This window comes from Vibrio sp. 99K-1, from assembly GCF_013114585.1.
In the GTDB taxonomy this organism is placed as follows: Bacteria; Pseudomonadota; Gammaproteobacteria; order Enterobacterales; family Vibrionaceae; genus Vibrio; species Vibrio chagasii_B.
In genome coordinates this window covers 259,018-274,848 of sequence record NZ_VTXF01000001.1, presented here as the reverse complement: position 1 = coordinate 274,848, position 15,831 = coordinate 259,018, and the positions used below count along the sequence as shown (strand labels likewise).

Annotated in this window: 20 protein-coding genes and 1 pseudogene; 3 read left to right on the top strand and 18 right to left on the bottom strand. The window is 41.0% G+C overall.

What is annotated here, in order from left to right; translation table 11 throughout:
* Positions 1-603: 603 nt before the first annotated feature.
* Together F0228_RS01235 and F0228_RS01230 are read right to left on the bottom strand one after the other, a co-directional pair.
* Positions 604-822, bottom strand: a complete 219-nt coding sequence (locus tag F0228_RS01235; protein WP_171761724.1) for a hypothetical protein — start codon at positions 820-822, stop codon at positions 604-606.
* Between the two features lie 87 nt (positions 823-909).
* Positions 910-1,767 (bottom strand): LysR family transcriptional regulator, encoded by an 858-nt coding sequence (locus F0228_RS01230; protein ID WP_105023317.1) that lies wholly within the window; start codon positions 1,765-1,767, stop codon positions 910-912.
* Between the two features lie 86 nt (positions 1,768-1,853).
* Between F0228_RS01230 and F0228_RS01225 the strand changes: the two genes are divergently transcribed.
* Both F0228_RS01225 and F0228_RS01220 read left to right on the top strand, forming a co-directional pair.
* Positions 1,854-2,093 carry a DUF2798 domain-containing protein gene (locus F0228_RS01225; protein WP_063524166.1) on the top strand — a complete coding sequence of 80 codons (240 nt, stop codon included), beginning with the start codon at positions 1,854-1,856 and terminating at the stop codon, positions 2,091-2,093.
* Positions 2,086-2,373, top strand: a complete 288-nt coding sequence (locus tag F0228_RS01220; RefSeq protein WP_171761723.1) for a putative quinol monooxygenase — start codon at positions 2,086-2,088, stop codon at positions 2,371-2,373. The genes F0228_RS01225 and F0228_RS01220 overlap by 8 nt, the downstream gene beginning before the upstream one ends.
* A gap of 146 nt (positions 2,374-2,519) precedes the next feature.
* On the opposite strand, the gene F0228_RS01215 is transcribed toward F0228_RS01220, so the two are convergent.
* The 10 genes and pseudogenes from F0228_RS01215 to F0228_RS01170 form a co-directional block, all read right to left on the bottom strand.
* Positions 2,520-3,191, bottom strand: a complete 672-nt coding sequence (locus F0228_RS01215) for a hypothetical protein (RefSeq protein ID WP_171761722.1) — start codon at positions 3,189-3,191, stop codon at positions 2,520-2,522.
* Positions 3,192-3,318: 127 nt separating this feature from the next.
* Positions 3,319-3,580, bottom strand: a pseudogene (locus tag F0228_RS01210) (MerR family transcriptional regulator); the annotation flags it as partial.
* Positions 3,581-3,669: 89 nt separating this feature from the next.
* Positions 3,670-3,990: a hypothetical protein gene (locus tag F0228_RS01205; RefSeq protein WP_171761721.1), complete on the bottom strand. Its 321-nt coding sequence runs from the start codon at positions 3,988-3,990 to the stop codon at positions 3,670-3,672.
* A 223-nt stretch (positions 3,991-4,213) separates the two neighbouring features.
* Entirely contained in the window at positions 4,214-4,459 is a 246-nt protein-coding gene (locus F0228_RS01200) for a hypothetical protein (protein ID WP_171761720.1), read from the bottom strand.
* A 117-nt stretch (positions 4,460-4,576) separates the two neighbouring features.
* Positions 4,577-5,326 carry a hypothetical protein gene (locus F0228_RS01195; RefSeq protein WP_171761719.1) on the bottom strand — a complete coding sequence of 250 codons (750 nt, stop codon included), beginning with the start codon at positions 5,324-5,326 and terminating at the stop codon, positions 4,577-4,579.
* A gap of 149 nt (positions 5,327-5,475) precedes the next feature.
* Positions 5,476-6,261, bottom strand: coding sequence for a hypothetical protein (locus tag F0228_RS01190; RefSeq protein ID WP_171761718.1), 786 nt, complete (start codon positions 6,259-6,261; stop codon positions 5,476-5,478).
* Positions 6,262-6,394: 133 nt separating this feature from the next.
* Positions 6,395-7,684 carry a hypothetical protein gene (locus F0228_RS01185; protein ID WP_171761717.1) on the bottom strand — a complete coding sequence of 430 codons (1,290 nt, stop codon included), beginning with the start codon at positions 7,682-7,684 and terminating at the stop codon, positions 6,395-6,397.
* 168 nt (positions 7,685-7,852) lie between these two features.
* Positions 7,853-8,779 carry a toll/interleukin-1 receptor domain-containing protein gene (locus tag F0228_RS01180; RefSeq protein WP_171761716.1) on the bottom strand — a complete coding sequence of 309 codons (927 nt, stop codon included), beginning with the start codon at positions 8,777-8,779 and terminating at the stop codon, positions 7,853-7,855.
* A 133-nt stretch (positions 8,780-8,912) separates the two neighbouring features.
* Positions 8,913-9,305 carry a hypothetical protein gene (locus F0228_RS01175; protein ID WP_171761715.1) on the bottom strand — a complete coding sequence of 131 codons (393 nt, stop codon included), beginning with the start codon at positions 9,303-9,305 and terminating at the stop codon, positions 8,913-8,915.
* 116 nt (positions 9,306-9,421) lie between these two features.
* Positions 9,422-9,997: a hypothetical protein gene (locus F0228_RS01170; RefSeq protein WP_171761714.1), complete on the bottom strand. Its 576-nt coding sequence runs from the start codon at positions 9,995-9,997 to the stop codon at positions 9,422-9,424.
* 1,196 nt (positions 9,998-11,193) lie between these two features.
* On the opposite strand from F0228_RS01170, the gene F0228_RS01165 reads away from it, so the two are divergent.
* The gene (locus F0228_RS01165) at positions 11,194-11,481 is read left to right on the top strand and encodes a hypothetical protein (RefSeq protein ID WP_116870796.1); all 288 of its coding nucleotides are present in this window, start codon (positions 11,194-11,196) and stop codon (positions 11,479-11,481) included.
* Between the two features lie 62 nt (positions 11,482-11,543).
* On the opposite strand, the gene F0228_RS01160 is transcribed toward F0228_RS01165, so the two are convergent.
* The 6 genes from F0228_RS01160 to F0228_RS01135 all read right to left on the bottom strand — a co-directional run bounded on the left by F0228_RS01160 (position 11,544) and on the right by F0228_RS01135 (position 15,747).
* Complete coding sequence (locus F0228_RS01160) at positions 11,544-12,308, bottom strand: hypothetical protein (protein ID WP_171761713.1); 765 nt, start codon at positions 12,306-12,308, stop codon at positions 11,544-11,546.
* 131 nt (positions 12,309-12,439) lie between these two features.
* On the bottom strand, positions 12,440-12,862 hold the full coding sequence (locus F0228_RS01155; protein ID WP_105058062.1) for a GNAT family N-acetyltransferase: 423 nt from the start codon (positions 12,860-12,862) through the stop codon (positions 12,440-12,442).
* A gap of 223 nt (positions 12,863-13,085) precedes the next feature.
* A complete protein-coding gene (gene def / locus F0228_RS01150; protein WP_171761712.1) occupies positions 13,086-13,589 on the bottom strand; it encodes a peptide deformylase in 504 nt (167 codons plus the stop codon).
* Positions 13,590-13,682: 93 nt separating this feature from the next.
* Positions 13,683-14,096 (bottom strand): NUDIX hydrolase, encoded by a 414-nt coding sequence (locus F0228_RS01145; RefSeq protein ID WP_061031128.1) that lies wholly within the window; start codon positions 14,094-14,096, stop codon positions 13,683-13,685.
* A 21-nt stretch (positions 14,097-14,117) separates the two neighbouring features.
* Positions 14,118-14,888, bottom strand: a complete 771-nt coding sequence (locus F0228_RS01140) for a GNAT family N-acetyltransferase (protein WP_171761711.1) — start codon at positions 14,886-14,888, stop codon at positions 14,118-14,120.
* A gap of 28 nt (positions 14,889-14,916) precedes the next feature.
* Complete coding sequence (locus F0228_RS01135) at positions 14,917-15,747, bottom strand: GNAT family N-acetyltransferase (RefSeq protein WP_171761710.1); 831 nt, start codon at positions 15,745-15,747, stop codon at positions 14,917-14,919.
* Positions 15,748-15,831: the final 84 nt, after the last annotated feature.

Genomic DNA, 15,831 nt, shown 5'->3' with positions numbered 1-15,831 from the left:
CATCTAAAAGCACCTATAGAAAGAATAACTCTCATGCGAACCATGAAGTCTATTTCGCTGAAAAAGGTTCATGGATCATTAACTCCCATCTAAATATCAACTTTTAATATGACGTTTAAATTAAAATAACAGTAACAACTCCAAGTTGGGTTTTATTTTTATTTTGAATTAAAATCACAATTTATTCATGGGAAAGAGTCATGTATAAAACGGTATTATTTAGAGTATTAATTCTATTTCCAACTGAATTATTCAATTAAAAATTTAATTATCTCTCTATGACTTCAATGTCTTCCATTAAAAACCGAACGTCACGCCTGTGTTTTTTATGCTTGTTCTGTATTTATTTTACCCAACGGTTAAAAAGGCAAGCCGAAAACCGCCTCTCACAGCGTACTGCACTCTTCTTACTACGCGACTACGACACATACAGCGTTACCAACTAACACAAAGGGCGCCGTTACTGGCGCCCTTTTCCATCGTTATACAGGTCAAGACTGGTTAATTCGCATCCTCTAGATATGAAGTTATGACTTATAAACACACTTACCTGATTAAGGTCTCCACACTGCAACAAATTTTCATAAGGCACTCAATTACCACTTAGTTCAGTGATTTATACAAGCGTTCCAGCTTATCTAAAAAACCATGTAATTTTATCCACCATTGAACACCTGTTCCCTTACCGATTCTTCCAAAGATATACCGCTCAATCATGGGCTGATAATAGCTTGCTAAAATGTGCAGCGAAGCGAAGCCGAGAAAGCGGTTAGCATTCCCATGCAGTATTAGCTTGTTAAGATTGCTCTTCAAATGGCTCACATAAAGTACCCTGATGGTAGCTCATTTGCCATCTCACCAAAAATCGTTGATATATGGAGAATTACCTTTCCATAGCAGCCAACCCAATCACGTCAAATCAACCTTGCGCCCTTGTAAAGCGGGAGTGTTTTGAACACAACTCTCGATACATGTGATCAGATCTTGGGACAGTGACGAAGGTTTTGGTTTATTCGCCCACAAGGCATACATAGGCCGAGTAAAAAGTATTTCAGAGTCGTATTGAATGTGCCCGGACATCTCACTATTCAAATCGGCGATCTCTGTCATAGGCAATAGGCCTACACCCATGCCTGACGCGACCAGTTTACGTACCAAGGTAATGTCGTTGACCCGAGAAACCTTGGAGTATTGCCGCTCGATACTTAGCAAGTCTTGCCCTGAAATTTGCGTCTTAGAGTACGGCATAATAAGTCGATCTCGGCTTTTGGAGTCTCTTCTTGAGACAAGGCATACGGCAATGTTGGCTAACTTTTTCTGGTAAAAAGACGAGTCTCTTTGCTCTCCACAACGTATCGCTAAATCAAAAGAAGTTTGGCTGAGCAGTACATTTGTATTGGCAGGCTCAATAACGACATCCACATGACTTTTCTCTAGCAGAAAGGCTTCAAGCGCTGGGTATAGTTGGCCAATGATTAAGTTTCGTGGGCAATGTAAGACGAATGAAACCGCTTCACTTTTCGAGCTTTCAGTTACAGCCTGATGAAGATTTAGGGTGGTCTCGCCAAGCTGTTCAAATAACCCTTTACCAAAGCTGGTGAGTTTGACTCCCCTAGAGGAACGAATAAAGAGTGACTCACCTAATCTCTCTTCTAACAATAAGATGCGTTTAGACAAGGTAGGCGCGGTAGTTGTTAAGTCTCGTGCCGCTTTTGAATAACTGCCTCGACGGGCTACTTCAACAAATAATAAAAAATCATCCAGCATAGGGTTTTCCGCAATCTTAGTGTTCTAAAGCTCGTATGGCTGAGGATACGATAAATCCATACAGTATACAGACAGGAGGAAGCGCTATGACAAAACTTTTGTTCACTGCTCTGTTCTCATGTGCGATGTCAAGTATGGTGTCCGCGTGGGTTACTTACATCAATCTCGGTTTACCAGAGGATTTCATCAGTCGATGGGGCTTTGCCTTTATTAATGCTTGGCCAGCTTCGTTTGCAGCGGCCTACTTGTTGAATAAACCAATCATGGTATTAACCCAAAAATTGATGTGCCAATTTACCCCCCAAAAGGAGAAAAACAATGCTTAGTGTTGTGGCTTTTATTACCCCAAAAAGTGAATTTTATGCGGAGTGCAAACAAAAAGCTGAAGGCATTCTAACGGCTACTCGAGAAGAAGCGGGGTGCTTGCGTTTTGAGCTATATGAAAACAAAGCGAAAGATCAGCTTATCTTGGTTGAAAAGTGGGTCGACCAGGCCGCCCTAGACGAACACTATGCCCAGCCATATATCACACCGATATTTGAGTTTTATAAAACCGCATTAGCTCATGAGCCACAAATACACAAAATGACCAATGTAGAGGGTTAAATTCTCAGATATATCTGAGTAAGTCACTAGGTAGGTATTGGCCTCACCTACCTATCATTTAAAAGTTGCTTGAGCTTCGGCTCTAACTCATTCCGTGAACATTCGAAAAAGTATCTTGAGTCTTAGTCGTTTGTTATATGCATAGCCTATTCAGCACTGAATACATAGCCCGGATACTCATCATTAAGTGTTTCCACCACTTCCAACCACGCACTTTTCTCGAGTAATTTAGGGGAAAGAGCTTCCGGAGCTAAAGACCAACTTTTTAGATTAAAACCCCAAGACACCGCGCCAACTGGATAGAATACCCCTTCTACTTCAGCTAGCCCAAACAACTTTCCATTCCAAGTTAAAGTGATATGGGGAGCCGAAGTCCAACCTGGATTATCTCGAAAAGCCTTTCCCAAACTATAAAATGGGTAACTACTATCACGCTTCTCTTGGCTACCAACATCAACAAAAACCCAATTGGGACCAAAGTTTCCCAAGGACGCATGTTTGCCTGAAAACTGCGCGCCGCTCGATGTTTCCACAATATGTAGCCAGTGTGTCACTTTTGAGGACGAAACCTCAATGGCTGGAAACTTTGGTGCAAAGCAATGAGAATTACCTGATTCGACAAAACGAACATCAAAAGCATCCTCTCGATTCCACAGATCAATACTGTAATTCTTTATCGCAGAGTCATTCAGACACTCACCATAGCTGCCATTTTCAATATTGGTTGAGAAAGCAGAGTTCCGATAAACGCCAAACGATAAGTAGGCACCAACAACAACGATCAGTAAAAATAACGAACCAAAAATATATTTTTTCATACCTTTTAAGCTTGCCTCCCCCTATAGCTTACGACGCCTAATTCTTATAAGTTCCCTCATCACTTCGATAAAACCCTTGAGAGGAAAATACGAAGTGCGACACCTCTGAACATCAAAACAGTAACTCTAAACTCTGTTGGTGTTGTTCTAGCAGCGCTGACGTTCAAGTACCGCGCTGCTGCCCTGCTCCCTTAATCGAGCGTATTCCAATATCTCTTCGAGTGGCATGGCCGTTTCTTTTAGTCGAATGACAAACTCAAGCCACTTTACGTCTTTCGCGCTATACACTCGGTGCCGACTGCTATTACGCTGAACATTTTTAAACAAACCGATTTTTTCATAGTTCTAAACGTATGAGCCGACAAACCCACCAAGCCAGAAACTATCATCCAAGAACGCGTTACGCTAAAAACACAAAAACCCAACGATAGCTTGTTGCCGTTGGGCTCTACTTTAAAATGCTGGTTATAACGCTTTGTTACTTAACTGTGATACCAAAATCGCTCCATTGAGCTTTACGCTTGGTCGTAAAAATACAAGAAACACCGCCCACGGTATGAGTAATTGGAGCTTCAAAATCACAAAACAGTGAGATATACAAAATTGGTAGCTGTTCGTTACCAAATGAATTTGGTGTCCACATGGCTACATCACCATCTTTACATTTAGCATTCGCTTCATCACCATTGGCAAAATGACAGATCTTATCTTGCTTTAAATCACTTAGCCCAAATGCAGCCGATGAGTTGAATGATATTGCTGATAAAGAAAAAGTAAGTGCTAATAGAACTTTTTTCATAATAAGGTCGCCCGTAGTTTGATATATACGAGTTACCTTAACATGATGATAAACATATACTTAGCCAGATTATGCAACCTATGACACAAACCACAAATTGCGTTACTCACGTCCAATTAAGATTTGAGTAACGCAATATCGTAGCCAGAGCAAACTACCTTATTCACTCACAGTGAAATGCCGTGTGTTGTGAATCGCTCTTAAACAGTTGTTATATGTATAGCTAAAAGTCCCCACTGATATTGACCATAGCCATTTTTACAGAACCCTCAGATTTTCCAATGATGAGAGTAGGTTTACGATATGCATCTCGAGTTGGTTCTACTTCCATTACATTTATATCTTGTACATCAAACAACTTGAATAACTCTTGATTATTAAGAACGTCTTCGTCTTCTGTAGACAAAATCAATTGTAATTCAGGGTCTAATTTAGACAATTTCTCTTGCAACTCTTTTACTTTCATCATTACTCCAATTTCAATATTCTGGAAGAAATATAACGCCGCATAAAGGTATGAGCGGCGCTTGGCTATACTTGAGCGAAGCGAAACCGCCAAGCGTTGCGATCACTCTTAAATGCTTTGTTATGCATATGATTTTAAAGATTGTTTCAGTGCTTCATACAGACCATACGCAGACTTTTCAACAAGCTTCCGTTGCTTCTCTGATATTTCCTCACCATGGATTGCATAGTTACAGATCGCCATGATTTCTAAAACACTTCCAGCCAACTCAGAACTTATAATTTCTTGATTAGCTAAGTTTCTTATAGTCTTTGTAATTGGACTACGCCTCGGATCGATACCATTCAAACGCGCATAATTGTTCAGCAACTTCTCGAATGAATAGCGAACCTTAAACAATTCAACATTTGAACGTTGGACATTTTCGCCAACAAGACTTGCAGTACTGCCACTAACTTTGTCACTTAGCCCGTACTTTTTGAGTGTTTCCGCTATATGTTTTTCAATATCTGGTAACTCAGAGTCAGACGCGGGAATCATAGGGTTTGAACCAATATGTACGTGGTTACTATTCGATGAAGAGACTTCAATTGATGACTGTAGTTCAACCTTCATCAGCGAAAGTTGATGATTCAAATCTTTTTTCAGTTGATCGATATCTTGCTTTAGATGTAGACCAAACAACTTCATATCTTTGAATATTGGCGCTAGTGCAACGGCAACCCAAACAAGGAAAACTACTGCGTCAAAGTAATTGGGATTGCCTTCAATGAGGAGTGGATATCGACCATACAGGTAAATACCAACTACAATCAGTAAAATGCCCCACCATAGAAGTTTAAAATTTTCACTATTATTCATTGTTATCATCGATTTCCATTAATACACATAACGCCGTATTAAAATGTGAGCAACGCTGCCACAAACCCAAACCATTGCGCCGAAAACACGAAACCCAAACTTGAACTGAAAATGCCAAGCGTTGAGAATCCGTCTTAAACGCTTTTTTATATGCCCTGCTAAAATGGAATGTCGTCATCGAAATCCATAGGTGGCTCACTGTATAAGTGAGACGAGCTTTGCGTTAACAAAGGAATATTCAAAACTTTGTGAGCTGCCCTAGTTGTATTACTCATGTCCTGGATTAGGGACAATGTACTTTCAGGTAGGTTTGTTACGTATGTTAGTTTTTCGATTCCCAAACCTACATCACGCACAATGTGAGTTAACTCTTGTCTGAGAGATTCTTCTCTAGCGCCGAGGTCATATACTTCAGATGTAAGCCTCTGAATTTCTTCTCGATAACTTGATACTTCGTTGTCAATTTTAGCCATTTTATCGGCATGTTCAGACCTAAACTGGATGATAGTTTCTGACATTCGCTGCTTTTCGTCGGCCCAAGTATCTAACTGCCTATCGCGCAATTTCCTGTTTTCTTCTTCGTCTGAGTCTAATTTAGCAATAGTTGTTCTCTTAACGGTATAATAATGCTCTTGCAAAGTTTTTTGTTTGAAAGCATTTCGGTACTTATTTATAAACCCATCAACAACTCGTTCATAAAGCATATTTAGGATAGGGACCACTAACAGGTAGACCAAAGAGATACCTAATGGAAACAGTAAGTCATTAGTTACCTCAAAAGCAGATTCATTGATCATCGCTATTTTCGCAGCGCTGCTGCTGAGAATAAACAGCATTACATCCGTGATGTTCCAGATTGTCCAAGAAAATACATAAGCACCTACCAGCGGATTTTTGAGCCTGCTGACAGTATTTTCTTGTAACGAATTGATCAATGTTCTCAAAAATAAACTCCTAATATTGTCTCGTTACTCGTGAGCATATAACGTCGCATTAAGGTGTGAGCGGCGCCTGGCAATACTTGAGCAAAGCGAAACTGCCAAACGTTGCGAATCACTCTTAAATGCTTTGTTAGTTTTATCGTCTCAGAAGCCCAAAAAAGTCTTCCTCACGTTGTTCGTCACATAAAGCTTCGATAAATTGCCTTTCTTGAAAAGATGCGGAAATCTTTTCTAATACGATGTTCCCTAAAATACGTAACCTGCGAAGCTTAGCAGGTGCTTCAATGCGCCTTTTTAGCAGATCATTACTTAAAACACCCTCAACAAAGTAACTCGCTGCGTGATCATCGAACGATTTAAACATATCGGGGATGTACATAGCTGCACCATCAGCATAAAAGTCTGTACGGTTCCACCTAGCACTAGATCCCATTCTGCCGACATATGTTTTTGTTATTGAAAGTACATACTCTGGAAGTAGATCATCTGGAATGAGGCTAGCGTATGGTACTAATGCTTTTACCGCATCGTTTTCTCTTGGAAAATCATCAAAAGCTGCAGATAGAGCCTGAACTAAAGGAGTTATTTGGTAACGTCGTGCCACAACCGATAAATAACCTTGTGTCTTTACCAGCTCAATGAAATTGAATGATGACTCTGTAACTTCAGCGTTACCTCTCTGAATTTCCTGATCTACGCGACGCGCAACCTGTACCTTGATATCTTTAGGAAGAACACGCCATAGTATTGGGGCTACAAACTCAATATTTGAACGTAGAACGCTCGTTGATTGCGGGTGAATATATGAATTAAATAGCCTATTTGCCAACTCCGTTTTATAGATCTCTGGCAGATCCCCTAAAGCGCTTTCTATTGCGACGACATTTCGATCAAATGTTTGCTCCGCTAGGTTAGACACATAGTCATTCACATCAATAATTTGTGCTGGATATTCAGCATTAAGAACATATTTGATGCAATCATCCATCATTGCTAGCACTTTGATTATTGACGGATCACTACTTTTTGGATGTCCTGAAAAAATATGACGCGTTTCTTTCGCATGCCTCAAAACTTTGCTAGCTTCCCAACCAATGACACCTATTTTGTATGCACCTTCGATTAACTGGTCATCATTAACAAAGTTTTGAAAGTCCTCGTATGATTCAACTTTACGAGGAAGATCTACAGATTGGTTAAATAGTTTTATACTACGAAAGATAATCTTGTTTCTTAAATCGTCAACAACTGCATTCCAGAATGAGCCTATTGAGCTTCGATAACCACCAACTTGAAGCACTTTTATTGCTTCTATTATATATGGGTCATCACGGAGCTCTTCCCTAACCGACATCAATGATCTCTGCATAATAGGAACCATCTCTGTCTGCCCTTCGGGCATTACAACTAGCACTTGATTACTCATTTCTATTCCTTCTAACTTTCTGAGAGTAACTTTTGTAAAACTAACCCCGTTTAAGTGGTGAGCAATGCCATACTATGTTTCTGCAAACCACCTAAATCACTAAATTTGCTGCAAACCATAAATGCCACGTGTTGCGAACCCGTCTTAAAGCGTTTGCTATGTGCTGTTCTAAAACGGAATATCATCCAATTCTTCTTGCTTAGGTTGAGAAAATAGAATAATTTTTTGAACATTGAATTTAAGCAACATGCTATTGAGCGAGTTAATAAAGTCACTTGATTCGACTAAAATTTTATTTTCTGACACTTGCTGCTTTAGATTTTCTAAAATCTCAGTTGAAATACTATCAATAGACTTCATGATTCTGACTTTGTCCAATGCATCTTCAACATCCGTTGCTTGGATTATTGCATTTGATAGAGCTGAAAGAATTTTGGCATTGGTTTTCGGTGACTTTACTAATGTTCTGAAAATTGCGTCAGCCACTTCAGCAACGCTTTTATTAGCGGCTTGAATACCCTGATATTTCCCAATGAAACCATATGGATCTAGTCCTTTACGTACAGGGATAATCAAAACATCACGCCCAACTGCTACTCCAACTTCTTGATCACACCAGTTACTTTCCTTAAAACCATCCATCAAAATTGCAGCTAGAGCATCCATTGTGTGCAAGCCAGCCTCAATTTCACTTTGCCACTCTTTTGTCGGCTCAATGTCTTCATGTGCTACAAAACTTGAAATTGCATAACGTCGTAAAGCAGATTGAAGGCGAGATGTTTGAACTTTGAATATTGCTAAATGGCTTAAAAACAAACGAAAGTGACCAGCTTTCCAGAATGTCGCATTTTCCACACTCTTATTCGAAAAGGGGGAATCAACACCCAACTCACTTGCGATTTTAAACAACACATCTTCATCAACTTTTGCGAGTACATCTTTGGCGTAGACTCGCTTACTGTTAGTGTTTGGATTCATATTTTTTAGGTCGATTTTATGCCCCGAAAAATATATATCGATGTCATCAAATGTCATTCGTGATTGCAGCTCAACACCGAGTTTTTCAAGAAACTCAATTTTTTCAATTCCGTTCATATATCCTCATTTGATTAATAATGGTGCTGAAGCATATAACGCCACATTAAGGTATGAGCGACGCTTAGCTATACTTGAGCGAAGCGAAACTGCCAAGCGTTGCGAATCACTCTTAAATGCTTTGTTATATTGGTTACCCTCCGTAATATTGCTTACAAGAAGGACACTTATGGTGACCAAATCTAAGGAATGCACCAGAAACTTTACTTAGACGAACTTGTTGATTTTTAGTTTCATAACAAGCTGAGCAAAATGGACCATCATCATCTAAACTAAAGTATGCAAATTTTCTAAATTCGAGTTTATTGAGATTGCTTCCTTGAGAGTTTTTGAGCTCATTAATTTCCAATTTTAGTTGCGAGTTTTGTTCGATTACATCTGCCAGTGCGAGCTTTGTATCCGCTAATTCCAGATTTAGATCAGCGAGTAGATTCTTAAACTCTGCATCTTCTATATTTTTACTTATATCTCTCAAACGTTTGGCTAAGCTTATAGCTTGACCAATTGAACCTAATACATCACTCACTTTTACTCCAAACTCAAATACCAATATAACGCCACGTTAAGGCATGAGTGAACATGTGCCACAATTGGAGCGAAGCGAAAATGGCACGCGTTTACGAATCGCTCTTGAACGTTTTGTTATGCAATTGGCTGTTTGTCAAAGAGCTTTTGAACCACTGCTTGCCCTGTTTCTAAAGCCCACTTCCAATCTTCATGAGTCGGAACGTCTCCGTCCCACCATTCAGCATAAAAAGTTATATTGCGTAAGCGTTCTAGTTCAGCCACCTCTGATTCAGTAATTTTACCCTGTGATTGACACATTGGAATTAGCTTATTTAAAGAAGGTGAAACACCTAACTCATGATCAGGAACTAACGCAACTAACCCCTTTCTCATTAACATTCTGGAAAGCACAAGCTTAAGCCAATCATTACTTTCAACAGATGTATACAAGTTGTTTATAGATTTATGATCAACAGAATCACCATGCGCCACATGCTTGATAGTCTTGTTTACATCACTTTTTAACTTCTCAAGCTCTAATCCCTTGGAACCAAATTTTATTACTGAAGCGTCTTTCCAAACAAAAGTTAAAAAAGGGATTAAAAGTAGCAAGATCAAATTAAAGTCTAATGGGGAAGTCTTAGTTTCCCATCCTATGTATATGTGCACTGTAGCTACCGCTGCTACAATAAAGATATATACGAATTTCATTATTTCCTCATAATTGCATAACAGCTCTATTAGACAGAATAATTCTGCATTTTGTCCCTAGGACTATTCAATCTAGTAACCTGAACCGTTTGGGAGCTGCCTAATAACTAATTTAATAACAACACCTTACCTGCTTGCTTCTGAAGCGAACATGATGAAACACAGAAATTTTCTATATAGTTTCGGCAAAATGCAGAAAATGGCGCAATGTGTGAGTGAGTCGTCATCTTGCAGTTTGGTTTTTCCCCGCCGCCTTAGCATTTTGGTTCCAGAACTGTCGGTAGCATGATGATTAAGCGGCAATGTCGGCTAGTCTCTTGCTGATAATTTTACAGAACGACATTCAAGATTCGAGAGATGGTATGTGAAACAGATCGTTTAATCAATCAGTATTTCATACTTAAAATCAAGTTATCTTATTGATACTTCTAACACTTTAACGCCGCGTGTAACGGTTCATTTTTAGTGGCTCATGAAGCCTTGGCACTCATCCATTTGGCTTGAGTTTTCTATGGCGTTACATCGCCGCTTTCAACACACTGGTAGACCTTGGTATTTATCCTTGTAAGTTTAATGGTCTTTATCTATCGAATTCTATACCTAAAGCTCCGCAGTGATGAAGCCTTTTGTGCACTGATAATTTTTGTCATCACGATTAATTTCATGGTGCTTAGTGCTCGGTTAATCCTGCTAAGTACAGTGCCAAACGTTTTGAAGCGCTAGCTTGGCTACAAACATTACTGGAACCAAAAGCACCGCGTGTTATGAATCAATGATGGATGTGACTGAGACGATTAATCCACTCAACTACTCATGTTCTGAGCCGACACCGATTCAGCACTAAATACCATGTGTTGTGAATCAATCTTGATCGACGACTCCACACGTTTAGCCAATAGCCCCCACCACCAGCGAATCGCCCCACAGAACGGATACATTAAAAGTCATCAAGCGGTTTGCTGCGTCAAAAAATGACGGAGCGAGAACGTAGGCACTAAAAAATTTCGCAACCGAGCAAAGGGTTAATTAAGAGCGAACAGCCCAATAAAACCGAAGGCTTTCACCATTATGCGCATGGTAGAACAAACACAAAACAACAAAAAATTATTGTTAATCGATAATTTTTTATTGATCTGCAAACATTAAGATGTATATTAGCCCCTCAACACCAACCCTAAACTCTTACGAGGTATAAAATGAAAAAGGCTTTACTGTTTCTTGCTCTTGGTTCTGTTTCTGTTTTCGCTCACGCTAAAGCAGCACAAAATTCCGACCAGATGCTTGCCCAAATCGATAACGTTATTGTTTACGCAGGTGAAAATGTAGACAGTTCAGAAGAGGTATATGAAACGATCAATTCAGCTAACTCTGCTGGGTTCGAAAACTGCGCGGTTTATTTACCGGAGGGGGAATTAGAGGCCAGCACGACGATCACTTTACGCCGCACTGAAGATGGCTTTATGTTGGAGTGTGGCTCTAATTAGAGCTGACGAATTAAAATACCGACCTTTAGGGTCGGTATTTATTCATTTATTGTCTTAAATGCCTATGTTGCGGCATTTAAAGCAAGTGACTGAGCAAACTCTCGCATGTGCCTTGCGTTGTCTGCTTTTTCTGCATCACCACATGCTTTTCCGTAGTATTGAATGTTTGGCGAGGAATACACGGGCAATACTTTTTCAGCGTAGGTCATCACGGTGCCCGCTTCCCGGCACAAAGCGCCGAAAGAGTAAGGTTTTATATAATCATGGTTTTCTTGTAGCAACATACCTTTGAGCCAGTGATCGGGAGTGTCGTTGTGCCAAGCCCAAGCCAAATGACCGAGTTCATGCTCAAGTACCCCTACCTCTGCTGCAGATGACAGCACTAAAAAGCTACGGCTTAAATTCAGATCAACCGTACCAAAGGTTCCGTCGTCTGAGAACTCGTGGTCTTCAGGAAGAATCAGTGCATAGTAGCTCCCCTCTCGCTGCATGGGTTCCAACACCTCATCGCCAACCAGGTTGACTAACTGTTTGTGCAGCTTGCTGCTTTCCGCATCTTGGAAACCAGAAAGGTCGATTCTAGTGATGCCTGATAATGTTCGCTCCATTGGTACGCATGAGTTTTGCAGAACAAGATTAGAGTAGCCTATCATCTTCTGAATTTTTGACTCGCTCATCGATGCATCGGTAAAAAAGTGAACGGGAGTTTCGACTTTTTCACCCATATCACAAGGGGCAAGGGTCAGTTCTTCGCCTCTGTGTTTGCCAACGAAAAAGAGTGCTACAACGCCCAGTAAAGAGCCGCCAACCACGAGGTTTTTCTTCATTATATTCCTTTACTATCTTATTGCTTTGATAGCTTTACTAAGTTAGTGCTTTATCAAACCATGTTTTGATGAGGGCAACAGCGTTACACTGCTGCCATCAGTGTCTTGGTTATGCTGGTTGCATGAACCCGTTAAGCTAACGCTTTTTCCATAGACAAGTGCACAATGCCTGCTTCCATGAACTCTTCTCCAAATGGTGTGAATCCCAGCTTGGTATAGAAGTCGATGGCTTGCTTTTGAGAGCCAAGATACACGCGCTGGTAACCGCTCTTCTTCGCTTCATCGATGAGCGATAAAACAATCTTCGAGCCAAGCCCCTGTCCTCTAAAATCTCTCATGATGGCAATACGGCCAATGTGACCGTCGCTTAAAATACGGCCCGTGCCGACAGGCTTTCCATCGACAGTCACCACGGCATGGATGGCCGAACTGTCTAACCCGTCGAACTCTATTTCAGGTGCGATAAATTGTTCGTTAATAAAAACGTTCTCGCGAATAGAACGAATTGATTGTTCATTTTCACTATCAAAAGCAACATTTTTTACTTGGATCATCATTTACCTTTTGTGAACGTTAAAACTGAATGAAACACGAGAACCAAACTAAAAGCACTCGCCTGCATATGCAACATAACTAAGGGAACGGATCAACCTATTGAAAAGCCGTGTAACATGAAAGGAGTAGTACACAAAATTGAGGAGGATAGCGACAAAACCCAACGCTGATGTGTTGAAATTCACGCGTTGGGTTTGAAGAGATGGTGATTTATAAACCGAATTAAGCGTGCGCTTTTAGGTACTTTTTAACTTTTTTCATCGCCATTTGACGCTTTAGTGGCGACAGGTAATCAATAAATAGGTTACCCGATAAATGGTCAATTTCATGCTGCATGACGATAGCGAGAAAGTCATCGCTTTCAATGGTGATTGGCTTCCCTTCTCGGTCGAGAGCAGAAACAGCCACAGACGTAAAACGCTCGACATCCGCATAGTAATCAGGCACTGATAAGCAGCCTTCTTGGCCCAAAGCTTTGTTGGAGCCACTTGCGACTACCGGGTTCACCAAGATTAACGGTTGGTCTCGGCTGTCTGAAATATCGATAACCACCACGGCCTCTTTACGTCCGATTTGAGTGGATGCCAAACCGATACCATTATCAGTGGCATAGAGTGTTTCTAACATATCGTCGATGAGTGTTTGTACCGTCGATACATCTTGCACCTCTTCCGCTTTCACTTTAAGCCTTGGGTCCGGTGCGGTAAGAATGTCTAAAACTGCCATGCTTTCCTTTGAATTTTCAATTGAATCATTACGTTGTAAAAGAGTGAACAAGATAACCCAATGTTCTTTCAGTACCAAGTATGGGCGTTCTGACTAGTCAAAATTCTTGAAGTTTACCGGCTCCTTCAACAAGTTCACCAAAGGTAAGAACAGAGGTTCTGGCAGTTCATCTAAGTCGAACCATTGCCACTGCTTACACTGATGAGGCTCCATGACTTGAGGCTCACCGCTAGTACTGGTCGCGACAACATACAAGGTGACATAGTGCTTGCCTTCTTTTTCGAAGATATCGTTGGTAAAGCCGAGCTTCTTAAAAGCGCCGACCTCTAACCCTGTCTCTTCAAGGGTTTCTCGCTGTGCGCACTCTTCAATGCTTTCACTCAGTTCAAGGTGCCCACCAGGCGTCGCCCACGTATTCGCACCATGAGAGCCTATGCGCTCGCCAAGTAGAATGCGTCCTTCCCGGAAAATGACCGCAGCCACACCTACACGTACTTGATTATTCACTCTTTACTCCTTTAAAACACATTACTCGCTACTTGGTGAGGTATACCCTATGGTTATCGCGATCACTTCAAAACCACGTTTGGATACAATGGGTTTACTCATGTCAGAAGCATCGATGGTAAGGTATTTAACCCCTTTCGATTTGGCTTCCTCAATGCGTTTGTTCAGTAGCAAACTGTAATAGCCTTTACCTCGAAATGCTTCGATGGTGCTTCCGCCCCAAATACCTGCAAACGGGCTGCTTCCATTAAATATGATCCACGCTGAGGTCACAGGCTGGTCGTCGACATACACGACATAGATAGACACTGAATCGGGAGCGTGCTGTTTAAGGCTGACTAAATGGTTGTAATGCCATTCGAAATCGCCACCCCAAACTTGCTCTTGGACTTTGATTGCATCGCGAATGCCTTTGCTGTCCGTCACCTCGGTGATCTTACCTTCATCAAAGGGCTCGCATGTGGCCTTAGACAGGTCCAACACCATGAATGACTCGTGCTCATCCTGCTCAAAACCATTCTCGAGCAATACGGCACTGATGTTCGTTGGTTTGTCGGTACTGTACGTCTTCCATTCAAAACATAAGTTACGCTGCTTAAAGTACGCGAGTTGCTCTTTTACGATAGAGTCTGTGAGGCTTTCATCGAAGTCGAAAAAGGAGATATAGCTACCATGACGATCGTTAGATACGAACTTAGTCAGGTTGTTCTCTGTTACTTTAATACCATTGAATGAGTTAAAACGCTTTCGCTCAAATTCGTTGTACTCTTGCATTACATCCGTTGTATTCATAATTTTCTCTTGGTAGATCGCCCTATCTCTAATCTTTACACCATACACTTCGTACGCCAACCGAGCGAAAACCGATCGATTTACAATTTTTGCTACTGGTGCTGTTTGGCATTACGTCGGTTAAAAGTACCTTTGCCCCTAAGGCGATGGCATCTTCGATTCGAGATCTTAACAGCGCCGTTTGGCATCCCTTTGAACGATAGCGCTCTTGTGTATACGCATTGGCAAGTATGGCGTGTTCGTTGTTGATGAAACTCGTCGCCCAAGCGCACGGTTTACCCTCTATTTTCGCAACGTAACAACGGAAAGTATCCGTGCAATAGAGCGCGCGTTTCTGCTGCCAAATTTGGTCTGAACACTCTAAACCGGATGTTTTGAGCAAAGCCAAAAACTCATCGGCATTATCTTGTGTCCATCGCTCAATCGTGACTTTACCTACATCGCTCAACGGTTCTACGCTGGATATTTCTGCAATCAATGGTTCTGCGCTTGATTTTTCAGTACTCGGCTTTTCTACATAGCCTTCTGCGGATAGCTCAAGAAACTCATGCTCAAAAGCGGGCACAAACTGATGTTTCGATAACCATGATTTCAGCTCTGCTGTTAAAGCGTTAGGCGCAATAGAAATCTCAGGTGAGATACCATCTTTAAATAGTTTGAGGTCTGCCTCTAAGCTCGCGGAATTGCAAACGCCATCAATGAGGATCTGGTTGTCGTACTTACGTGTTTTATCGATAAAAACAGTGAAGCCATCATCTTCAATTGAAATCAGTTCACTGGCTAAATCGGTTGAAAGGGTTCGCTCGTTATTAAAATAAAAGTATGCGTTATATGCGTCTTTAACTGCTTTAACTTGCATTGTTTTCCTTAACTTGATGGAAACAAAAAGCTCTGTAGAGCCAAAACAACAAACGATTAAGTGCTGCTTGTTTTGAATGGTACA

Bases quoted from the DNA above. Each gene is read 5' to 3' on its own strand.
- F0228_RS01230 (WP_105023317.1), bottom strand. From the start codon at position 1,767: ATGCTGGATGATTTTTTATTATTTGTTGAAGTAGCCCGTCGAGGCAGT.
- F0228_RS01225 (WP_063524166.1), top strand. From the start codon at position 1,854: ATGACAAAACTTTTGTTCACTGCTCTGTTCTCATGTGCGATGTCAAGT.
- F0228_RS01220 (WP_171761723.1), top strand. From the start codon at position 2,086: ATGCTTAGTGTTGTGGCTTTTATTACCCCAAAAAGTGAATTTTATGCG.
- F0228_RS01215 (WP_171761722.1), bottom strand. From the start codon at position 3,191: ATGAAAAAATATATTTTTGGTTCGTTATTTTTACTGATCGTTGTTGTT.
- F0228_RS01205 (WP_171761721.1), bottom strand. From the start codon at position 3,990: ATGAAAAAAGTTCTATTAGCACTTACTTTTTCTTTATCAGCAATATCA.
- F0228_RS01200 (WP_171761720.1), bottom strand. From the start codon at position 4,459: ATGATGAAAGTAAAAGAGTTGCAAGAGAAATTGTCTAAATTAGACCCT.
- F0228_RS01195 (WP_171761719.1), bottom strand. From the start codon at position 5,326: ATGATAACAATGAATAATAGTGAAAATTTTAAACTTCTATGGTGGGGC.
- F0228_RS01185 (WP_171761717.1), bottom strand. From the start codon at position 7,684: ATGAGTAATCAAGTGCTAGTTGTAATGCCCGAAGGGCAGACAGAGATG.
- F0228_RS01180 (WP_171761716.1), bottom strand. From the start codon at position 8,779: ATGAACGGAATTGAAAAAATTGAGTTTCTTGAAAAACTCGGTGTTGAG.
- F0228_RS01170 (WP_171761714.1), bottom strand. From the start codon at position 9,997: ATGAAATTCGTATATATCTTTATTGTAGCAGCGGTAGCTACAGTGCAC.
- F0228_RS01165 (WP_116870796.1), top strand. From the start codon at position 11,194: ATGAAAAAGGCTTTACTGTTTCTTGCTCTTGGTTCTGTTTCTGTTTTC.
- F0228_RS01160 (WP_171761713.1), bottom strand. From the start codon at position 12,308: ATGAAGAAAAACCTCGTGGTTGGCGGCTCTTTACTGGGCGTTGTAGCA.
- F0228_RS01155 (WP_105058062.1), bottom strand. From the start codon at position 12,862: ATGATCCAAGTAAAAAATGTTGCTTTTGATAGTGAAAATGAACAATCA.
- def (WP_171761712.1), bottom strand. From the start codon at position 13,589: ATGGCAGTTTTAGACATTCTTACCGCACCGGACCCAAGGCTTAAAGTG.
- F0228_RS01140 (WP_171761711.1), bottom strand. From the start codon at position 14,888: ATGAATACAACGGATGTAATGCAAGAGTACAACGAATTTGAGCGAAAG.
- F0228_RS01135 (WP_171761710.1), bottom strand. From the start codon at position 15,747: ATGCAAGTTAAAGCAGTTAAAGACGCATATAACGCATACTTTTATTTT.